Source organism: Flavobacterium sp. AK-345 (assembly GCF_058310175.1).
The window spans coordinates 65609-85671 of record NZ_JBZEER010000005.1 but is presented as its reverse complement, the minus strand read 5'-3'; the positions used below and the strand labels follow the sequence as shown (position 1 = coordinate 85671).

The following is a 20063-nucleotide window of genomic DNA, read 5'->3' as shown; positions in this document are numbered from 1 at the left end:
TGCCTGGCAAAAGGCAACCTTTAATGACTAATAAAAAATAAAAAGTATTCTAAAGTTCTTATTTTTCCGGATTTACCTTTCCGGATTCATAATTACCTCAACACTATTAGAACTATCCAAAATTTGCTTGCTTAACTGCTGAATAGTTTTCGGATTAATTTTAGAAATTAAATTTTTATAATCGGCGTCCTGTAAAAACCGAACCTGATTCATTGTAATATTATAGATTTTATCACTCCAGAAAGAATTGGTTTTCATCGATTCTTCTCTGTTTTTCAAAAGTGCTTTTTTAATGTCTTCCAGATCATTTGCATTCACCGGTTTCGATTTTAAATCATTGATTTCCTGCCATACAATTTGCATTAATTTCTCTTGTTTGTCAGGATTACAATCAAAACTCAAAGAAAGATCAAATGCTTGTTTTGGTGTTGTCAAAAGACTTCCGCTCACATTTACGCCATAACTTCCGCCTTCTTCCTCGCGAATGGTCTGCAAAAAGCGTTTCGAAAGCAATTCGCCAATCACATACATGCCCAATGCATTTTCTTCGCTGTATTCCATTTTACCGGTTAAACTCAAATAAGCTGTGGTTTTTGCCACTTCCATTGGGCGTTTAAATATCACTTTGGTTTTTCCTTTGGCAGGTTCTATATTATGATCTTTAAAAGTTTCTGTTGCAGCCGGATTACTTTTAATATTTCCGATATATTTTTGAATTAAGCCTAAAGCCGAATCCGGAATGTTTCCAACAAAAACAAAAGTAAAATCAGCAGCATTATTAATTCTCTGTTTATAGATTTCTTCTGCTTTTTTTAGGTCAATATTTTTTAGAAATTCTTCATTAAAAAGAAAAGTTCTCGGATTATGGTTTGAATTCGCCAATGCAACCGTATCATTAAAAGCGTTGTCGTTATCTTTTTTAAGATTTTCTAAACGGTTTTGATATTGCGATTTTAAAATCTCAAAAATAGTAGGATCAAAACGCGGCGCTTCAAAAGAAAGATACAGCAATTGCAGCATCGTTTCAAGATCCGCCTGATTGCTACTTCCCTTAAAACCTTCGGTATTGTCTGTAATAAAAGGCGAAGCCTGAGCTACTTTTCCGGTTAGTTTTTCTTTTAATGCCGTAATGTCAAAATTACCCAATCCGGAAGATCTTGCCAATGTGGTTGCAATTTCTGCAGATGCCAAATCTTCTGTTTTTACCAAAGATTTTCCACCTTTTCCAAAAGCACTAAATACAATCTGATCCTGAGAGTAAGTGGTTGGCAAAATAATTACTTTTGCGCCATTTTCAAGCGTATAACCTTTTGCTTTGTCTATTCCGGCAATTTCAAACGTACTTTTTACAGCGACAGGTTTTAGGTCTGAAGCAATTAAGGGTTCTTTGTTTTCTTTTTTAGAATAAGGTTCCAAAGTCATGTTTTCGACCTTTTTCATTACCTCAACAACAGCTTCTTTTTTAGGGAATTCATTCTGGTCTTTATCAGAACCACTAATTAAAACGACCTGATTTGTGGGCTGCTGAATGGTTTTCGCGTAAGCGTTTAATTCTTCCAGCGAGATGTTTTTTAGGATCCCAACAATAAGATCATAATCATCTTCTGGCGAAAGAAAAGGTTTTGCTTTCAGGAAATAATTGGTCAGCTTATCGGCCCAGTCATCGCTGTTTACTTTGTCTTTATTTTTAATAAAATCATCATAAGAGCTTATGAAGTTTTTCTTGGTTCGCTCTAATTCTGATTGAATCGCGCCGTATCTTTTCATTCTTTCGGTTTCGGTATACACTTCTTCAAAAGATGCCAATACTTTTCCTTTTTTAGCTAAAGCCGAAATATTAAAAGAAGTGTTTAATCTTGAAATTGGCTCAAAATAGGTTTTTAAACTCAAACTCGAATTTTGGTTTTTCAGTAATAATTCTTTCAAACGATTGTTTAGAATACTAGTGTACAAAGAATTCATAACATTTTTTCGGGTAACCGAAACATCTTTTACCAATGGTTCATCCAGAACATATTGCAGCGTAATGCTGGTTGATGAAGCTTCTTTATCAGTAGCGATGCCAAAATACAATTCGTTGTGTTTCGGAATATCAAAATACTTTCTTTCTGCCACTTTTTTAGTCAGTGGAATAGTCGAAAATATCGTTTTAACTTTTTGTTCAATAGCTTTTACATCAATATCTCCCACAATAATTACGGCTTGTAAATCAGGGCGATACCATTTTTTATAATAATTTCTAAGTTCGTCGTATTTGAAATTATTAATGATGTTTAAATCGCCAATAACATCTCTTTGCGCATATTTTGAACCTTTGTATAAAAACTGATCCATTTGGCCTTTTAGACGAAAATCGCTTGTTCGTCTCGTTCTCCATTCTTCTCTGATTACACCTCTTTCGGCATCTATTTCTTCATTTGTTAAGGAAAGAGAACCAGACCAGTCGTGCAATACCCAAAGCGTAGAATCGATCAGCGTTTCATTATTTACCGGAACGCCGCTAATGTTGTAAACTGTTTCATCCTGAGCAGTATAAGCGTTAATGTCTTTACCAAAACTTACGCCGTCTTTTTCGAGCATTTTGATAATTCCTTTGCCTTTAAAATGTTCTGTTCCGTTAAAAGCCATGTGTTCTAAAAAGTGTGCCAATCCGTTTTGGTTGTCTTCTTCGAGAATGGCACCTACATTTTGAACAAAGTAAAAACTCGCGCGGTCTTTTGGTTCTTCGTTATGCAGAATATAATAGGTTAAACCGTTTTTTAGTTTGCCGGTTGTTACGTTTTTATCCAGCGGAATTGTGGTTTTGAACTGAGCTAATGCGCCTTGAAAAGACAACACTAAAAGTCCAATGATGATATTTTTTTTAGTATTCATTTTGTTGTTTTTTATCTTCTGTTTCTTCTAATTAATATAAAAGCGCCAGCAGCTATTATCAATAACGGAAATAGAGCAATGAAGGTAATTTTAGTGATAAAAACCTGATTTGAACTTACCATTATTTTATTATCTGTAGATTTGGGACGTGTGGTATCAATAGGAAATTCGTAATTGCTGAACCACGTAAAAACATCGGTAAAAAACTGAAATGTTCCTGATTGCTGACGACCTAATTCGGCGTTGCCCATGAAATCGGCATCTCCGGCCACAATTATTTTTTGCGATTTACCGTTAATATTTCTCGTTAAGGCTACAACAAGCGGTACAGCTTTGGTCGATGGCTGTTTCTTTAAATCTTGAGAAATGGAACTAATTCCTGCTGGAGATTCCCAAACCGGCTGACTGTTTGTTTTTAATAATGGTGTTACTTTAAATCCTGCATCTTTTGCAGTAATGATTCCGCTGCTTCCCAAAAGAGGAATTGTATATTGACTTTTATGTAATTTAATAACCGTTGTGTCAATTGTTTTTTCAAATTCAGTAACGAGATAATCCGGCGCATTTGTTTCGCTTTCCTGAACCAATGTTTGTTTGGTAAAACCTAAACCTAATTTGGCTGTAATTGGAGTTAATGCTGTGTTGGTTTCAGGTTCTGCCAAAAGCATTACGTTTTTTCCCTGATCTATATATTGGCCGATGCGATCAATGGCGCCCTGGCTTAACTGCGTTTTCGGATCGGCAACAATTAAAATATCAGTTTGTTGCGGAATATTCTGTGCATTAATGTCTACAGAAGCAACATCAAATCCCTGATTGATTAAAGAGTTTCTGAAGGTTATTTCGTTGAAACCTATTTTGTAATTTTTGTCTCCATTTTTTTCAATGCTTCTTTCCATGTTTCCTGTAGCAAAAACAATTTTTACAGGAGTTGTAACCAAACGTTTTAATGAAGCTGAAATTTCTTTTTCAAAAGGAATTTTAAACATGTCATCGTACATACGTAAGTAAGTTTTCTTTCCGTTGTATTCGACCGTTCTCACAACTCTGTTTTGTTCTGGTTTTAAGTTGATTATTTTGTTTATTTCGTCAGGAGAGTATAATTTTTTTAGTTTTATATCTTGAGTTTCCAGCAATTTTTCTGCCAGTTGTTTGTCATTCAATCCCGGATTTTGCTCATACAAGGCTGTGTTTGTAGACGTATCGTAATAATACACATAATCCATTTCTATCTGAGGTAAAAAACGAGAGTATTTGTCAAAACTGGCAAAATCCTGATTTTGAGAATACGGCATACCCATATAATAATTAATATCTAACAGGTTGACATAAGTGGTGATTTTGATAGGACCATCGATTTTTTTTACAATTTCCTGACTTGCTTTGGTTAGTGTTCTGTCGTTTGTGCGCGTCATATCTGCATAAAAAGTCAATGGAGCTCTGGAAGTAATATAACCAAGTGAAAATATTGCAACGACTAATCCGCTATATTTTAAAACTCTTTTTGAAACAGTCTGAGCATCTCTGCCTGTTTGTAATTTAAAAATACTCAAGCCAATAAAAAGCGTACTCACCAAAATAAAATAAAGCACATCTTTACTCACAATAAGTCCTTCGATCATTTCATTGGCGCGCCCGGAAATAGAAAGGAAATAGGTAAGATCTTTAACATAATCAATATCCTGCCATAGTTTGCCTACAAAGTTTAAACCTGCTAAAACTACTAAAGTACTAATGGCAGCCACAACCTGATAAGAGGTAAGACAAGACATGAACAAACCAATTGCGGCGTATGTGCAAACCAATAAATACAAGCCCAAAAGGCCCGATAAAACGAAACTAATGTCTAAATTATCAATACAAAAATAGGCAGAGACACCAATTAAACCCAGAATAGCCATAAATAATAAGCAGTAGCCGGCAATGGCAAGGAATTTACCCAATACGATATCTTTAATTTGGATGGGTGATGAAAGTAAAAGTTTGATAGAACCGCTATTGATTTCGCGGCTTATTAATCCCATTGTTAATAGCGGAACATAGAGGTATAAATAATTTTGCATTTCGGTAAAAAGACCACTAAATCCAGAAAATATGACTTGTGTCATATTATCCATGTTTTGTCCCATTTTTTGACCCTTTTCAAAACGTTCGAGTGTGTCAAAGAATTTCCAGCTCGACTGGATCGAAAATATTACTAAAACAACCCATGCAACAGGCGAATAAAACATGGTGTTGAGTTCTGTTTTAGCGATTCTATATATTGTTTTCATTTGTGTATTTTTTAAGAAGTAGGAGAGTTTTTAGAAGGCGCTTTTTTAGATAATTGTGCAAAAATTTCATCAAGAGAAACTTTCTCAAATTGAATTTCACGTAATTTCCAGTTGTTATAAACGCTGAGCGCTACAATTTTTTCGGCGATTTCCTGTGTACCTTCAAAAGTGATCTGCATTTTTTTATCCGAAAGAAAAACAGCATTTAGAACTTCAGGAATATCTTTGATGACCTTAATTTCAGGCGGATTTTCAAAGCTTACCGTTAAAGTATTGGCTTCGATGTGATTGTTAAAAGCTTCGAGAGAATCTGCAAAAACCATATGTCCGTTTTCGATCATTCTAATTTCCTGACAGGTTGCCTGAACTTCAGATAAAATGTGAGAAGAGAAGATAACCGCTTTATCTTTTGAGATTTTCTTGATTAAATTTCTAACTTCTAAAATCTGGTTAGGATCCAGTCCGTTTGTTGGCTCATCTAAAACTATTAATTTCGGTTCGTGAATAATGGCCTGTGCAATACCCACACGCTGTCTGTATCCTCCTGATAAATTGCGGATTAAGCGATTGCTGAAATGCGAAATTCCGCATTGTTCCTTCGCTCTTTCCACGGCATTTTTTAAATCTTCTTTTTTTACATGACGTAATTCTGCACAATGCGTTAAGTATTCATTTACCGTTAAATCTAAATGCAAAGGTGGTGTTTGAGGCAAAAATCCAATTAGTTTTTTAGCTTCAACTGGGTTTTCTTTTAAATTAATTCCGTCGATAAAAATATTGCCTTTGGTTTGGTTTAAAACTCCGCAAAGAATATTCATCGTGGTCGATTTTCCTGCTCCGTTAGATCCCAGAAGCCCTAAAATCCTGTTTTCTTTGATTTCAAAACTAATATTTTGTATCGCCCAATCCTTACTATATTGATGCGACAAGTCCTCAACTCTTACAATTGTTGTTTCCATAGTGTTTTTTAAAATGCAGGAATGTATTTTTACTGAAAACACATTCCCGCATTATTTTAATATTTAGTATCCTGTATTTTGAATTAAGAAGGGATTCGAACGAATAGCATCTTCCGGAATTGGATATAAATTATCCGTAGTTTTCCAGATTTTATCAGTTAAAACAGAAAGTGTTTCATCAAGTTTTCCGGTTCTTTTAAGATCCAGCCATCTGTGACCACATTCTGCAAAAAACTCACGTTGTCTTTCCAAAGCAATTAAATCTGCTAACTGGGTAGGATCTGTTAAAGATGTGGATTCTAATAATGCTCTGTTTCTGATCACATTGATATCTTCCTGAGCGCCTGTAATGTTATTTAATTTCACACGGGCTTCTGCTCTTATCAGATAAAGCTCTGCTAATCTTAATATTGTAGAACGCTCTGCAGGAGAATCATTAAAGTTATTTTTGTATTTATAGGGTGCAATGCCCAAAAAGACGCCGGCATTGTTACTGATATCAATCGTCCAGTTTGTTTTTCTGTCATCACCGGTTTCAAAAAGAGCATTCCCTTTTCTTAGTAATAAGGTACCGCCGGATGTAAATACAGCAGATCCTTCATAAGTATAGGTTACATTAAAATACGGTATTTGCAGGATAGCTTCTTCGTTATCAGCGATAAACGGATTGTTGGTATCTGTTAAACCGGTAACGATTTTGTAAGTGTCGCTTTGATTTATTACGGCAGAGGCATGAGCATCAGCTTCATTCCAATTTCCTAAATACAAATTTACTCTTGCCAATAAAGTTTCGGCAGCCCATTTTGTAGCTCTGATTCTTTCGTCATCATAATTGTCATAATTAACCGGAAGATCTTTTGAAGCATCTGTAAGATCAAGAACAATTTGAGTATAAACCGCCTGCTGAGCAGTTTTTGGTGCCAAGGCAGTTACGTCTATATCTGTCGATAATATTAAAGGTACATCACCCCAAATATTGGTTAGGTAAAAATGGGCATAAGCTCTTAAGAATTTTGCTTCGGCAAGCCATTGTTTGCTTTTAGCAGGATTAAGTGTGGTGCTTTTGCTAATTCCTTCTATTACATTATTAGCATTATAAATCGTTTTATAAAATTGGCCCCACATGCTGCTCATCGATCCGTCATTTTCAGGGATTTCGTTAGAGCTATAAACATTGGCAATACCAGTTCTGGGTACTAACTCATCTGAAGTTTCGCCAAGAACAGAATGCAGATCATTATAATAAGCAGATTCGACCATGCTTTGGTAAATTCCGTTTACGGCAGCTTCGGCAGTTACATCTGATTGATATACAGTTGAAGATGATAACTGATTACTTGGCAAATCAACATCTAGTGCTTCATCGCAGCCTGTAAGTCCTGCTAAAAGAAAAAACGAAAATATATAGGTATATTTAGTATAATAATTTTTCATGATTTTTAGATTTAAAATGTAAACTGAGTTCCAAGAGTGATTGTACGCATAGGAGGTAAAGCCAAACCTTGCGTTTCAGGATCAAGTCCTTTGTATTTAGTAAAAGTTACCAAATTCTGGCCCTGAAGTGAAATACGAATACTCTGCAGTATTTTTTGCGTAGCAGTATCTAAAGGGATCATGTAAGAAGCACTCACATTTTTAAGTTTGATGTACGAAGTATCTGTTATAGTGGCAGTAGAGCCTAAATAATTAAAGAAACTATTTTGAAAACCTGAACTCAAAGTATTTCCTTGTGTCACATAATTATTATATTCATCAACCTGATAATTGCTAATGCTATACGGGTAACCCGGTTGTGCTCCAGTAGTAGCCATTAAAGTAGTACCTTCCTGTTTTACAAACTGAAATAAAAAGTCTAATGAGAATTTTTTGTAACTAATTGTATTTGAAATTCCTCCATAATATTTAGGATAAGTTGGCCCGTAATATTGTCTGTCACCTCTGCCAGTCTCAGCAAGTCCGTTAGATATTCTGCCATCACCGTTTACATCTTGAAACTGAGCAATTCCAGCATCATTTACGCCTGTAAAAGTGTGTAAATATCGACTGTTTAATGGTTTTCCAACGATATATTGCGTGTAGTAACTTGTAAATTCGATACCATCAAATCTGTTCAGTTTATTAGCATTGGTCGAAATATTAAAAGAAGTAGACCAGTTTAAGTTTTTAGTGTGAATGTTTGTTGTACCAAGAGTAAACTCCCATCCCGTGTTTTCAACCTCAGCGGGTAAATTTGCCGTGTATGATGTAAATCCTGCCTGAGAGCTAAGTGTATAGCCCACCAATTGATTGCTCGAAGTGTTTTTATAATAAGCAGCAGTAAAGGAAACACGATCATTAAAGAAACTTAAATCAATAGCTGCTTCAAATTTCTTTGTTAATCCCCATTTAATGTTAGGGTTTTCAATTCTGGCAGCTGTCATAGATGGATTTCCATCACCATAAGTTCGGGTGTCAAAAGTATCGGCATATTGATAATCTCCAATTTCATCGCTTCCTATTTCTCCATAACTAGAGCGGATTTTTCCAAAGCTTAATACCGTATTATCTTTCATGAAATTTTCTTCTGTAAAAGCCCATGCTCCACCAATAGAACCAAAATTTCCAAAACGGTTGTTTGCTCCAAAACGAGACGAACCATCTCTTCTAAAGTTGATATTCAAAATATATTTATTGGCAATATTGTAGTTAAGTCTGCTAAAAAGAGAAATGTATTTGTATTCTGAACTGCCGTTGTAAGCCGTTACATTTTCTGCAGTACCTAAATTTCCAATTAAATTATCTGAACTGTAACCGCTTGAATTTACATAAGAGGGCATTTCAGATTTTCTGTTTTGCCATGAACCTCCAACCAAAGCAGATAAATTTCCTTTCCATAATTCAGTCGTATAATTCAGCTGAGGTTCTACAGAAAAATTATTCGTGTTATTGGTCGAAACCGTATAGGATCTTGAAAAGTTTAAATCAAAACCGTTAGCTTCTGAATAGGCAAAATTACCAGACGATGCAGGCAAAGTTTGCTTGCTCTGCATTTGGGCTCTTCCGTAACCTAAATCTGTTTTAAAAGAAAATCCTTTTGCAATTTCATACTGTACGCTGAAACTTGTAATCAGGTTTATTCCTTTATCATCTACTCTTTTGCCCAAAGCGCCAATAGGGTTGATGTCGCTAAAATAATCCGGTGACCAGTACAAGCTTCCGTCTGCATTATATAAAGGACGGTTTGGTGCAGTACCCACCGCATAAGTTGTAATATCAAAAAAAGGAAGTTTGTTATTATCTGTAGCAAAAATAACAGAGGCTCCCAATTTTAGTTTTTTATCCAGCGTAGTGTGGTTGACATTAAAGTTGGTAGAAAATTTATTATAACTAAAATCTCCGGGAACCACAGTGGTTTCTTTGTGATAAGCGGCACTTAATAGGAAATTCGTAGTATCACTTCCGCCTTTTAAGGAAGCCGAAAAATTATTAAAGTTTGCTGTCCCTCCAATTAATTTTTTCTGCCAGTTGGTTTGCGCATTCGGATCCCAGTCTGTAAGGGCAATACCATTGCTATCAACATCGGCCACATCGCCATTATTGTTTAAAGCAGTTTGCAGCATATTAAGATAAGCAGGCGTATCTAATGTTTTTACCATGTGTGCTACCTCAGAAACTCCTGAATTGGTGGTTACGGTAAATTCTGTTTCTCCTGATTTTCCTTTTTTGGTCGTAATAAGTACAACTCCATTTGCTCCTCTTGAGCCATAAATGGCCGTTGCATCAGCATCTTTCAAAATTTCGATGCTTTCAATATCATTCGGGTTGATAATATTAAGCGGACTTGTAGATTTTTGAGCGCCTTGTATCACATTATCCTGCTGTACCTGCTCTTTAATATCGTTTCCAATATAAGGAACACCGTCTACAATATAAAGCGGAAGATTGTTTCCTGCAATAAAATTTCTGCCTCGAATACTAATGTTCATGTCACTTCCTGCATAACCAGAAGTCTGTGTTACAAAAACACCCGGAGTTCTTCCTTGTAATGTTTGCAAAAGATTCGTTACAGGCTGTTTTTCAATATCTTCAGAGGTAATTTTAACTACAGATCCAGTTGCTGTTCTTTTAGTAGTTGTTCCATAACCAATAACTACAATCTCATCTAGTTTAGCTAAATCGGGCTGCATTTTAATGGTTACAGATACTTGGTTTTCAACAGTAATATCCTGAGATTTATATCCTAAATAAGATACTCTCAAAACGTGTTTTCCAGAAGGCAACTCAATATAAAATTGTCCGTCAAAATCGGATATTCCCTGTTTGTTTCCGCCCAAAAGTGTAACGGTTACACCCGGCAATGGCAGACCATTTTCATCCAGCACTTTTCCTGCAAGCATATAATTTGCTTCGGCAGTATTTTCTTTTGCTGAATTGGTTTCTGTTTTGCTGCTTTCTTTTCTGTAAATCACAACATTTTTATCTACCTGTTTATAGACAAGGTTGCTGCCTTTTAGTACATAATCAAGAATATCGCTTACAGATCTTCGTCCTTTTGGTGTATTTATTTTCGGAAAATCTTTAATAATCTGCGGTTGATACGCAAAAAGTAATCCCGTTTTATTTTCAATATTTTTAAATAAAGTCTTTATATCCTGGTTATGAAGTTCAATATCAACAGATATCGATTCTAAAGACTGACCGTTCATTTCATTTGCGAAAACCATGTGGGTGCCGCAGGTCAATAAGAAAATGTGGAATAAGCTGATTCGCATAATCTTGAGGGTTTTTTTTGACAGGTGAAATAAAGGTGCATTCTTTTCCCTATCAAACGTGGTTGTTTTACAGCGTAATTTCATAAATTTGCATGTTTTTTAATGGTTACTGGTATAATTATTAAGAATCGTGGCCATCTGGTGTAGGAGCTAGATGGCTTTTTTTTGGTTTTATGCTATAGGCTAGTTTTTTTAAGGTTAATTATTAATAGATTTTTATTCGCAACCTTTTCCTTCCAGAACAATTGCGCCGTTTTTTGTATAGTGATATTCCGTTTCAATAACACTGCAGATTACTTTTAGAATATGATCCAGATCTTCATCATTTAGGAAGCTCGCAGTAATTCGGCAATTTTTAATATTTTCGTTAGAAAGCGTAATAGGCACCTTATATTTTTGAGAAATAAGCGCAATCGCTTCTTCCATATTAATGTTATCCAGAATCAGGTATTTACTTTTCCATTCTACAACAGCTTCGGCATTTACCGTATTTTGTGTGTGATCAAGCGTGTTTTTATTTACCGTAATCTGCTGGTTTGGCGTAATTACGCCATATACTTTTTCGACATCACCAACCTGTACTTTACCACGGGTTACCGTAACTTCAATTTTTCCGGATTTGCTGTAAGCATTAATATTAAAAGCTGTACCTAAAACTTTGGTTTGTATTTTATCAGTATGAACGATAAACGGCTTTGTCTCGTTTCGTTTAATGTCAAAATAGGCTTCTCCGGTTAAGGTTACTTCTCTGGTTTTAGTATTAAAAGTATTCTGATTGTATTCTATGCTGCTGTTTTCATTCAGCAAAATCGTACTTCCGTCAGGCAAATGAATAAGCTGTTTGCCGCTAAAAGCTAAAATCGGATTTACTTCTTCGGCTGTTTCAGATGTTGTTGTTTTTACAGGATCAGGTGTATTTGTATAAAAGAAAACACTTCTGATGGCGAATAAAATCGTAATCGCTGCTGCAATCGACAAGATTACGCGAATTGTTTTTTTAGATGATTTTTCTCTAATCGGAATAACTTTCGTTGAAGGACTAGAAAGAATATATTTTAAAATACTATCACTTTTTTGAGTGTCTAAAAGATCCAAACCTTTATTCTCCTGAAGCAGCATAGTGATTTTTTCTTTGATGAAATCATCATGCATTCCATTACGAATAATTTCCATTAGCTGCTGTTTTTCTACTTCAGAAATTGTATTCTGTAAATAGCTTTCCAATAATTCTTCAAATACTTTTTGATGCATTTGCTTTGTAATTATGAGTTAATATTAGTTTTATAAATGGTAAACCTGGGGAAGTTTAAAATTTAAATTCAAAAAAAAAAAAAAAGGAAATTCCAATATTTAAATTCCAAAAAATGGAATCTTTAAATTTATAATCCCAATATTGAAATTTCGTTTTCAGTGATAGGAAACTCTAAAAACTAAACCCTAAACATTGGAATTTGGAATTTGGAATTTAAATATTGGAATTTCCCCCTTAAATTCTTGTTCTTTATTATAAAGACGATTGAAAAAGAGGGAGGGAGTAGTCGAAAGTGAAAAAAATGTAAAAAAATCGTAAAAAAAATAATTTGCGAATGTTTAAAGGTGTTTTCCGAAGTAAATTCAAATACTTGAAAACAAAAATAAAGACATAAAAAGATTCATGTAAGGCGAAATTTTAAAACGGACAAATTTTAAAGCCTGAGCCATGTGTTTTTTAACGGTTTCTGTAGAAATGCCTAAATTCTCTCCAATTTTTTGATGACTTAAACCTTCCATCTTCGCCATTTTGTAGATTTTTTGCTGCTGTGGCGGAAGCTGTTCAATAATTTGATTTAAAATAACATTGTACTGATCGTCTTTAATTGCCGTATCAGTATCATCAGCAGCACTATTTTTATAAGTTATATCAGAAGCCATATTCGTTTCGCGGGCTATTTTTTTGATCATATCAAAAATATGATTGCGGGAAATAATGAAAAGATAATTTTCAAAATTGGTTATTTCGGCTGCCTTTTCCTGATTCTGCCAAATTTTTAAAAATACATCCTGAACAGCTTCTTCAGCCAGAACTTTTGATTTTGTTATTTTTAAAGCTGTACCGTAAACCAAATTTTTATAACGATTGTATAATTCCGTAAAAGCCAGCTCGCTTCCCTGAGATAACTCATGAAGAAGTTTATTTTCGTCAAAACTGGAGTTTAAAGACATAATCAGAATGATTTATTCACTTTAGCAATATTATTAATTTTTTGGATACTCAAATATTCTTTATTTCTAATCGCCTCTATAAATGCTGAATTGTTAATTTATAAGCAAGAAATCTTTAATTTTTTTAAAAAACGGAATATTCTTTTGCAGAAGATTCAAATATTTGCAAATCTCTGTTTAGTGAATTGTAGGTTAAGTCTTGTTTTAATTGAGAATCAGCAAAGATTTAAATTGAAAATAAGTCATTTTTTGAAGAATCTTTAGAAATTAATTATAGAATTGATTTAATTGAAAGTGAAGGAATTGTAAACGATATTTTATGATTTTAAAAAGGGCTTAAAATCAAAAAAAATATTTTGTTATCATTTAATTACTAAGTTTGGATTTAAATTAAAACCCATGACAAATAAAATTATACTACTTTTTATAGCTTACAGTGGAGTTGTTTTTGCACAGGCAATTAAAAAACCTCTGGTAAGTGCGATAACCATAAAGGATTTAAAAACAGATATGTACGAAATGGCCGGCGATCATTTTAACGGTCGCGAAGCCGGAACTTTAGACGAATTAAAAGTGTCGATGTGGCTGGCCAATAAAGCCAAAGAAGCGGGAATGTCGCCAGCCGGAGATGACGGAACTTTTTTTCAGTTTTTTGATTTATACAGACATCAGGTTACTGCAAATACAACATTCAAAATAGGGCAAAAACAGTTCAAATTGTGGAGCGAAGTTTTAATAGCCGAAACTACGAATACCAAAGTCAATGCTCCGTTAATTTATTTAGGAACCTCGTCGACTCAGGAAATTGACAAAATTGATATTAAAGGAAAAGCCGTTGTTTTATTAGCTTCGAAAGAAGGAATTCCGGATGAGATTTCGCTTTTTGACAGACGTTATCCCGGACTTGTAAAACAAAAATATTATGAATTTTTAATTCAGAAAGGAGCCGTTGCACTTATTATTGTAGCCGATGAATTAGGAGAAAAAAGCTGGTCGCAGGTAGAGCCGCAAATGACGAGAGGCGTTTACGGAATTCAGGGTTTTAGGGATAAAATTCCGGTGCCGCCAAGAATGCCTGTTTTTTGGCTGCACAACGATCAGTTAGAATTTCTAAAAAACTCAAAAGATAATTTATCTGCCGAAGTCGTTTCAGAAACCTACAAATATCCCTCTGTAAATGTGGTTGGAAAAATAGAAGGAACTGATGCTAAATTGAAAAATGAATATGTACTTTTTAGCGGTCATCAGGATCATGATGGCGTGAGACAAAAATACGGTCAGGATTCTATTTACAATGGTGCAGACGATAATGCAAGTACGTGTGTAGCGATGCTGGCAATGGCAAGAGCGTATAAAAAACAACCCGGCAAAAGAACTGCTTTATTTGTTTTTCATGGTGCAGAAGAACGTGGTTTATTAGGATCAAGCTGGTATGCTGAACATCCTACAGTTCCTGAAAAAGATATTGTTGCGGTTTTAAACGGAGACATGATTGGCCGAAATAATGTGAATCAGGCAGCACTTTTAGGTTCGACTCCGCCACACGAAAATTCCTCAGATCTCGTTGCGATTGCGAAAAAAGCCAATGACGAAGGTCCGAAATTTGAATTGGATAAATTGTGGGACAAACCAGAACATCCGGAGTATTTTTTCTTCCGTTCAGACCATTTGCCATATGTACGCAAGGGAATTCCGGCTGTGTTTTTTACCAGTGTTTTGCACAGTCAATACCACACACCAATGGATGAATCTGAAAACATTGACTATACAAAACTCCACAAAATGACAGAATGGATGTACCGCACCGGATGGATTTTATCGAATGATGCAAACAGACCAAAACTTTTACCAAAGGCGGATTTGGAGCGATAATATATTTAGAAAAAAGGAGACTTTCTTAAATTAGAAAAGTCTCCTTTTTTTTATTTCTGATTTGAAATCTCCACTAAATATTCAAACTCCCTTTTTATTTCTTTTTCTGCTTCAAGCAAATAATCAGTCGAAAATGGCGCGCCACAATCTTCGCTATCGAGTTGGTAAATCAATTTCTGATCTAAAAAATAATATCTGTTTACTGTTATTTCTGCTTTATTAAAATCGAATACTTCGGTATCGTTATTACTTTTCATGGCAATAGAATCATAATACATGGGGCGATTGTATTGGTAGTATTTGTCAAAAACAAAAGATAATTTTTGATTTTCTAAATGGTAAACCGTTAGTTTTTGAAAAGTTTCACTCAAATAATGCGTGGTGATTTTTTCCAGTTTTCCGTTTTTGTAATAAAATTTTGCTTCTCCGCCTTCTGCCGTTTCCCACAAACTTTTGGTTTTTATAGTCCAGTTTTTTATGGAATTAATCCGTTTAGAATTTTTTAAAACCGGACTTAATTGCTTTTTTAAATCTTCATTTAAATAAATAGTATCCCGTTTAGAATTTTCAACCGCTTGATTTTTGCTTCTAAAAACCGAATTACAGCTCAGATTATAAATAGTAAAAAGGCTAAAAATCAAATATAAAAATAAGTTTTTCATTTGCTGTAAATATCAATATTATGCCAAAGGCTGAACGGCGTCGATTAGTTTGTGAATTTTAATCAAAATTTGTTCTTCATATTCCAGCTGTTTTTGTTCGCTTTTTTTTCCGGAACTAAAATTTTCGCTAATAAAATAACTCTTTACAAAATGACTTTTTTTGGCGCCTAAACTATAATGCCAGCTTCCCATGTACGAACTTACAAAAATTACAGCTTCTTCGAGTTTCATTATCTTTTTTTCTGAAAAAAACGGAATCGTTCTGTAAACAGCATTGCTTCGTATATCAAAAGTATAACGAATTTTGGCTCTTATTATAATATCATATAAACTGTGCAATACGCCATAAATCAATAATACAGCAATAGAATATCGCATTACTTCGCTTAGTATTTCACCCAATAATGCCAAAAGAATTCCCGCTGCAAAAATTCCTGCCAAAAACCACTGTGATACATTTTGTAGCGGTTTTACAGGCTGAAGAGAAAACCAGTTTAGATTTTCTTCAATTCCGTATTTATCTCGAATGTTCATTGAGCCTCATTATTTCGTCAATTTCATTTACCAGATTTTGCATCGATCTTTTTGTAAATCCTTGTGCAATCATGGCTGCTTTTTCTTCTCCGTTTTTTAAATAATAGACATTCAAACAGGTATTTGTCGTAATTAAATATTGTGTAATGCGCACCAATTCAAAGTTTAAAAAGTCTTTTAGCGGAATACGAACAACAGGATTTATTAATCCCACTTTTACCGTAATCTCATTTTTGTCCAAATCGATGACAACATGTTTCATCCAGATCGAAATAAAACAAAGAACCGCCAAAATGCCAAAAATCCAGACCATGATGATTTCATTTATCCAAATACCCACAATGGCAAAAGCCGCCATACCAAAACTCACAATCAATCCAAAAATGTATTGCTTTTTCATGATATACTGATTGCCGTTTTTTGTAAAATGTTGAAGTTCCATAACTTTATTCTATGTTGATGCCATCTATTACAAGTCCGCTGCAATTAAGAGATAAATAGGCACTCGAATAATCATTTGTAAACTGGTCTGTTAATGCATCTAAAGTTGCCTTTTTAAATTCAATTTTTCGCGCAGGCGTTTTTCCGTTAGTATCAGTCATCATAATTTGTCCGTCAAGCCCTTTTTTGTTTTTCGCAAAAGCAGTTAATAAATTAATATCATGGCGTTCTAAATCTATCGCGATATAATAATTTTTCTGAATAGAATCTTTGGCTGTAAGATTGGCCGATTTGCTAAAAGAAATACTGGAAGATCGAACCTGCACCGTGATCGGTTTATTTCCGTCTTTAACCATGATTTCAATTTTTGTATGTTTATCATCAAGTTGTTGCCCATATGCAATTCCCGTTAAAAAACAGAAGAAGAGTAGCAGTAAAGAAAGTTTTTTCTTATTCATAATAGAATTCATTTTAAAATAATTAATTAGAACAAGATTACGCTATACACGAGCCATTAACAATTGGGAATTGGTAAATGGATGGTTTTGGTTTTTGTTTGGTTCATTCTGAAATATATTGCGAATCCTGTAGGTTTTTTATTTCTTTTAAGATCTTCTCATTTAGAGTTTTATGAATTTAAAATCGATACCGAAATGTTTGGTAAATCAAACACAATTTGTATTTTGCCGGTATTAATGATTATTTATGTATCAAATTTTTACTAGTATTTTAGATAAAAACAGCAAATTAAAGTTCCTTTTATACCTTTTGGTTTTGTTTTTATTTGCAATATCAATTCAGGCACAAAATATTTCTGCAGTTGAAAAAATGGCTGCAAAAGGATATGCCAAACGTTTTTCTGATACTGTTGCCTGTCTTAAAATTCAGCAGCAGGCGCTTCAATTGGCTATAAAAAATAAAAGCAAAGAAGATGAAATAATTTCATACGCCTACATGGCCATGACACAAAGGCGATTGCTGCATCTTAAAGAATTTTTGCACTATGCAGATACCGCTTATTTTTTGGCACAAAAAGTTAAAAACATAAGGGCTAAGGCACAAGCAGCTGCCGCAATGGGATCTTTAAAATCTTATATTGATGATAAACCTCAGGCACTGAATTATTTGTTAGATTCTTATAAATTATTTTCGAAGATAAATGCACACGATCAATGTGCAAAAATTGCTTCGGATATCTCTTATCTTTTTTCGCCTGCATCGCCAACAAAAGTCGAAAAGTATGCACGTGAAGCCATGAAACATGCCGAAAAATCTGGTGATCCCGAAAGCCAAATGTATGCGAGACTGGCTTTTGGAAGTTTTTTAACCGATAATATTGAAACCGAAGGAGTAAAAGACTGGGAATCGACTTTAAATTTTTTTCAGGAAACGGTTTCCTTTGCTGAAAAAAATGAAGCTAAAATAGTCAGCAAAAGTAATATTGGCATAGCGTATATAAATCTGGCTGATCTGTATACAAAAGGGCCTCAGCCTATTAATGAAAAAGCTTTTTTGCAGAATCTGGAAAAAGCAACCGTTATTGCTAAAAAATATAATATCAAAATTATATACCGAAGCGCGATAGGTTTAAAGGGATTTTATTTTACGCAAAAAGGCGATTATATTAAAGCCGAACTTTTATTTATTGACGGTATCAAGTATCAAAAAAGTCTTCCTTATACGGATAATTATCTTTTGGCCACTTTTTATGATTGCTTAAAAGAAGTTTCGGTTAAGCGAAGAGATTTTGAAGCCTATTATGGTTACGATACGTTATTTACAAAATACAACCAGTTAAAGTACAAAGAATCAACGCAGTCAATTCTTCAAAATGCAGATGCGAGATATGAATCTGCAAAAAAAATAGAACGTATCAAACAGCTTGAACTTGAAAATGAACTCGAGCAGCAAAATAAATTATTAGGTTACGGAATTGCCGGCGTTTTGTTAATTGGACTCGTTTTTATGTTTCGTTCGTATCATTATCGTCAGCGGTATTATCAAAATCGGGAAGAATTTTTGCAGCAGGAACAAGCCAACAGCGAATTGAAAATGCAGTTAATGGAAAAAGAAACAATCGAAAATTTGTCGGCAAGATTATTTCTTGAACGACGATTGCTTCGCTCGCAAATGGATCCGCATTTTATTTTTAATGCTTTGGGAAATATCCAAAGTATGATCCTTCAAAAAGATACCGTTCCCGCCGTTTCGTATCTCAATAAATTTGCTAAACTTACCAGACAGGTTTTGGAGCAATCCAGAAAAGAAACCATATCGCTGAAAGAAGAAATAAATACCTTAAAAAATTATATCGAATTACAGCAGCTCCGTTTAAATAATGGGTTTGATTATGTAATTGAATGTGCCGATGAAGTAGAAAAGGACATTCTGATACCGCCATTATTGATTCAGCCTTTTATAGAAAATGCAGTCGAACACGGTTTAAAACCACAGGCAAATCATATAAGAGGACTGATCGAAATTTATTTTGCACTGGATGAAAACGGAAGCAATTTAATTTGCACTATTAAAGATAACGGAATAGGATTGGCGGCATCCAGGAAACTGAAAATTAATGATACGCACGAATCTCTTTCGACCACAATTACAGACGAAAGACTGGCAAAAATGAAAAAAGAAAACCCAAATGCCGGTTTTAAAGTTATAGAACGTGATAATGTTACAGACGGGCAGGGTTGTATCGTAATTTTAAATATTCCGACATTATGATTTATAAAGCGATAATTATTGAAGACGAAAACAGGCTGAGAGAAGCCTTATCGATTATGCTCGAAATGGTGGCCGGAGATTTGGTTCAGATAATTGGTTATGCAGAAAGTGTTGACGAGGCAAAAAAAATGATCGACAGACTAAAACCTGATCTCGTTTTTATGGATATTATGCTGAAGGACGGAACTGGTTTTGAAGTACTTCAGCAACTTACTTTTCAATCTTTTCATCTCATTTTTACAACCGCTTATGAGCAGCATGCCGTAAATGCTTTTAAGTATAGCGCCATAGATTATTTGCTCAAGCCCATTGATCCGCAGGAATTAAAAATGGCAATCGACCGAATTGCAGTTTTAAAAGAAAGAGTTCTTGAAAACCAGCAAATTAATGAGCTTCAAACTAATCTCTCTAAAACACCGGACAGGATTGTATTGCCCACGCAGGAAGCGATGTATGTGGTAAAATTAGATCACATTATCAGATGCGAAACTTCGGGTTCTTATACCACATTTTTTCTTGTAGATGGCAGAAAAATAATGGTTTCCAAACCGTTAAAGAATTACGAAGACATTCTGGTTCCGCCCTTGTTTTTTCGCGTTCATCAGTCGCATCTCATCAATATAAACGCCATTTTAAGTTATTCGCGAGAAGGAATGATACACATGAATGACAAATCTGCCGTGCCTGTTTCGAGAGGAAAAAAAGAGCAGTTTTTTAAATTAATGAAAGATGAATTATAATGATATAGCTCTTGACGGATTATAC

The 20063-nt window shown here is 34.5% G+C and carries 14 protein-coding genes; 3 read left to right on the top strand and 11 right to left on the bottom strand.

Annotated elements, in window-relative coordinates; all coding sequences use genetic code 11:
• Nucleotides 1-72: 72 nt before the first annotated feature.
• The 7 genes from AC4FQ3_RS11050 to AC4FQ3_RS11020 all read right to left on the bottom strand — a co-directional run bounded on the left by AC4FQ3_RS11050 (nt 73) and on the right by AC4FQ3_RS11020 (nt 13059).
• A complete protein-coding gene (locus AC4FQ3_RS11050) occupies nt 73-2874 on the bottom strand; it encodes a M16 family metallopeptidase (RefSeq protein ID WP_491181883.1) in 2802 nt (933 codons plus the stop codon).
• An 11-nt stretch (nt 2875-2885) separates the two neighbouring features.
• Nucleotides 2886-5147 carry a Gldg family protein gene (locus tag AC4FQ3_RS11045; RefSeq protein ID WP_491181882.1) on the bottom strand — a complete coding sequence of 754 codons (2262 nt, stop codon included), beginning with the start codon at nt 5145-5147 and terminating at the stop codon, nt 2886-2888.
• 11 nt (nt 5148-5158) lie between these two features.
• Nucleotides 5159-6106, bottom strand: a complete 948-nt coding sequence (locus AC4FQ3_RS11040; protein WP_491181881.1) for an ABC transporter ATP-binding protein — start codon at nt 6104-6106, stop codon at nt 5159-5161.
• A 63-nt stretch (nt 6107-6169) separates the two neighbouring features.
• Nucleotides 6170-7540 carry a RagB/SusD family nutrient uptake outer membrane protein gene (locus AC4FQ3_RS11035; RefSeq protein WP_491181880.1) on the bottom strand — a complete coding sequence of 457 codons (1371 nt, stop codon included), beginning with the start codon at nt 7538-7540 and terminating at the stop codon, nt 6170-6172.
• 11 nt (nt 7541-7551) lie between these two features.
• A complete protein-coding gene (locus AC4FQ3_RS11030) occupies nt 7552-10857 on the bottom strand; it encodes a SusC/RagA family TonB-linked outer membrane protein (RefSeq protein WP_491181879.1) in 3306 nt (1101 codons plus the stop codon).
• Nucleotides 10858-11073: 216 nt separating this feature from the next.
• Nucleotides 11074-12108: a FecR family protein gene (locus AC4FQ3_RS11025; RefSeq protein ID WP_491181878.1), complete on the bottom strand. Its 1035-nt coding sequence runs from the start codon at nt 12106-12108 to the stop codon at nt 11074-11076.
• A 363-nt stretch (nt 12109-12471) separates the two neighbouring features.
• A complete protein-coding gene (locus AC4FQ3_RS11020; RefSeq protein ID WP_463460210.1) occupies nt 12472-13059 on the bottom strand; it encodes an RNA polymerase sigma factor in 588 nt (195 codons plus the stop codon).
• A gap of 399 nt (nt 13060-13458) precedes the next feature.
• Here AC4FQ3_RS11020 and AC4FQ3_RS11015 point away from each other — a divergent pair, with 399 nt between their 5' ends.
• Nucleotides 13459-14931, top strand: coding sequence for a M20/M25/M40 family metallo-hydrolase (locus tag AC4FQ3_RS11015; protein WP_491181877.1), 1473 nt, complete (start codon nt 13459-13461; stop codon nt 14929-14931).
• A 50-nt stretch (nt 14932-14981) separates the two neighbouring features.
• Here AC4FQ3_RS11015 and AC4FQ3_RS11010 read toward each other — a convergent pair whose 3' ends face one another.
• Genes AC4FQ3_RS11010 through AC4FQ3_RS10995 form a run of 4 tightly spaced genes read right to left on the bottom strand, consistent with a single transcriptional unit; the run spans nt 14982 to nt 17026 of the window.
• On the bottom strand, nt 14982-15593 hold the full coding sequence (locus AC4FQ3_RS11010; RefSeq protein WP_042563150.1) for a hypothetical protein: 612 nt from the start codon (nt 15591-15593) through the stop codon (nt 14982-14984).
• 18 nt (nt 15594-15611) lie between these two features.
• On the bottom strand, nt 15612-16127 hold the full coding sequence (locus AC4FQ3_RS11005; protein WP_042563149.1) for a hypothetical protein: 516 nt from the start codon (nt 16125-16127) through the stop codon (nt 15612-15614).
• Nucleotides 16111-16569, bottom strand: coding sequence for a hypothetical protein (locus AC4FQ3_RS11000; protein WP_042563148.1), 459 nt, complete (start codon nt 16567-16569; stop codon nt 16111-16113). Before AC4FQ3_RS11000 ends, AC4FQ3_RS11005 begins: the two co-directional genes overlap by 17 nt.
• Nucleotides 16570-16573: 4 nt before the next feature.
• Nucleotides 16574-17026 carry a hypothetical protein gene (locus tag AC4FQ3_RS10995; protein ID WP_463460213.1) on the bottom strand — a complete coding sequence of 151 codons (453 nt, stop codon included), beginning with the start codon at nt 17024-17026 and terminating at the stop codon, nt 16574-16576.
• A 247-nt stretch (nt 17027-17273) separates the two neighbouring features.
• On the opposite strand from AC4FQ3_RS10995, the gene AC4FQ3_RS10990 reads away from it, so the two are divergent.
• Nucleotides 17274-19298, top strand: a complete 2025-nt coding sequence (locus AC4FQ3_RS10990; protein WP_491181876.1) for a sensor histidine kinase — start codon at nt 17274-17276, stop codon at nt 19296-19298.
• Entirely contained in the window at nt 19295-20038 is a 744-nt protein-coding gene (locus tag AC4FQ3_RS10985) for a LytR/AlgR family response regulator transcription factor (RefSeq protein WP_207384877.1), read from the top strand. The genes AC4FQ3_RS10990 and AC4FQ3_RS10985 overlap by 4 nt, the downstream gene beginning before the upstream one ends.
• Nucleotides 20039-20063 lie beyond the last annotated feature (25 nt).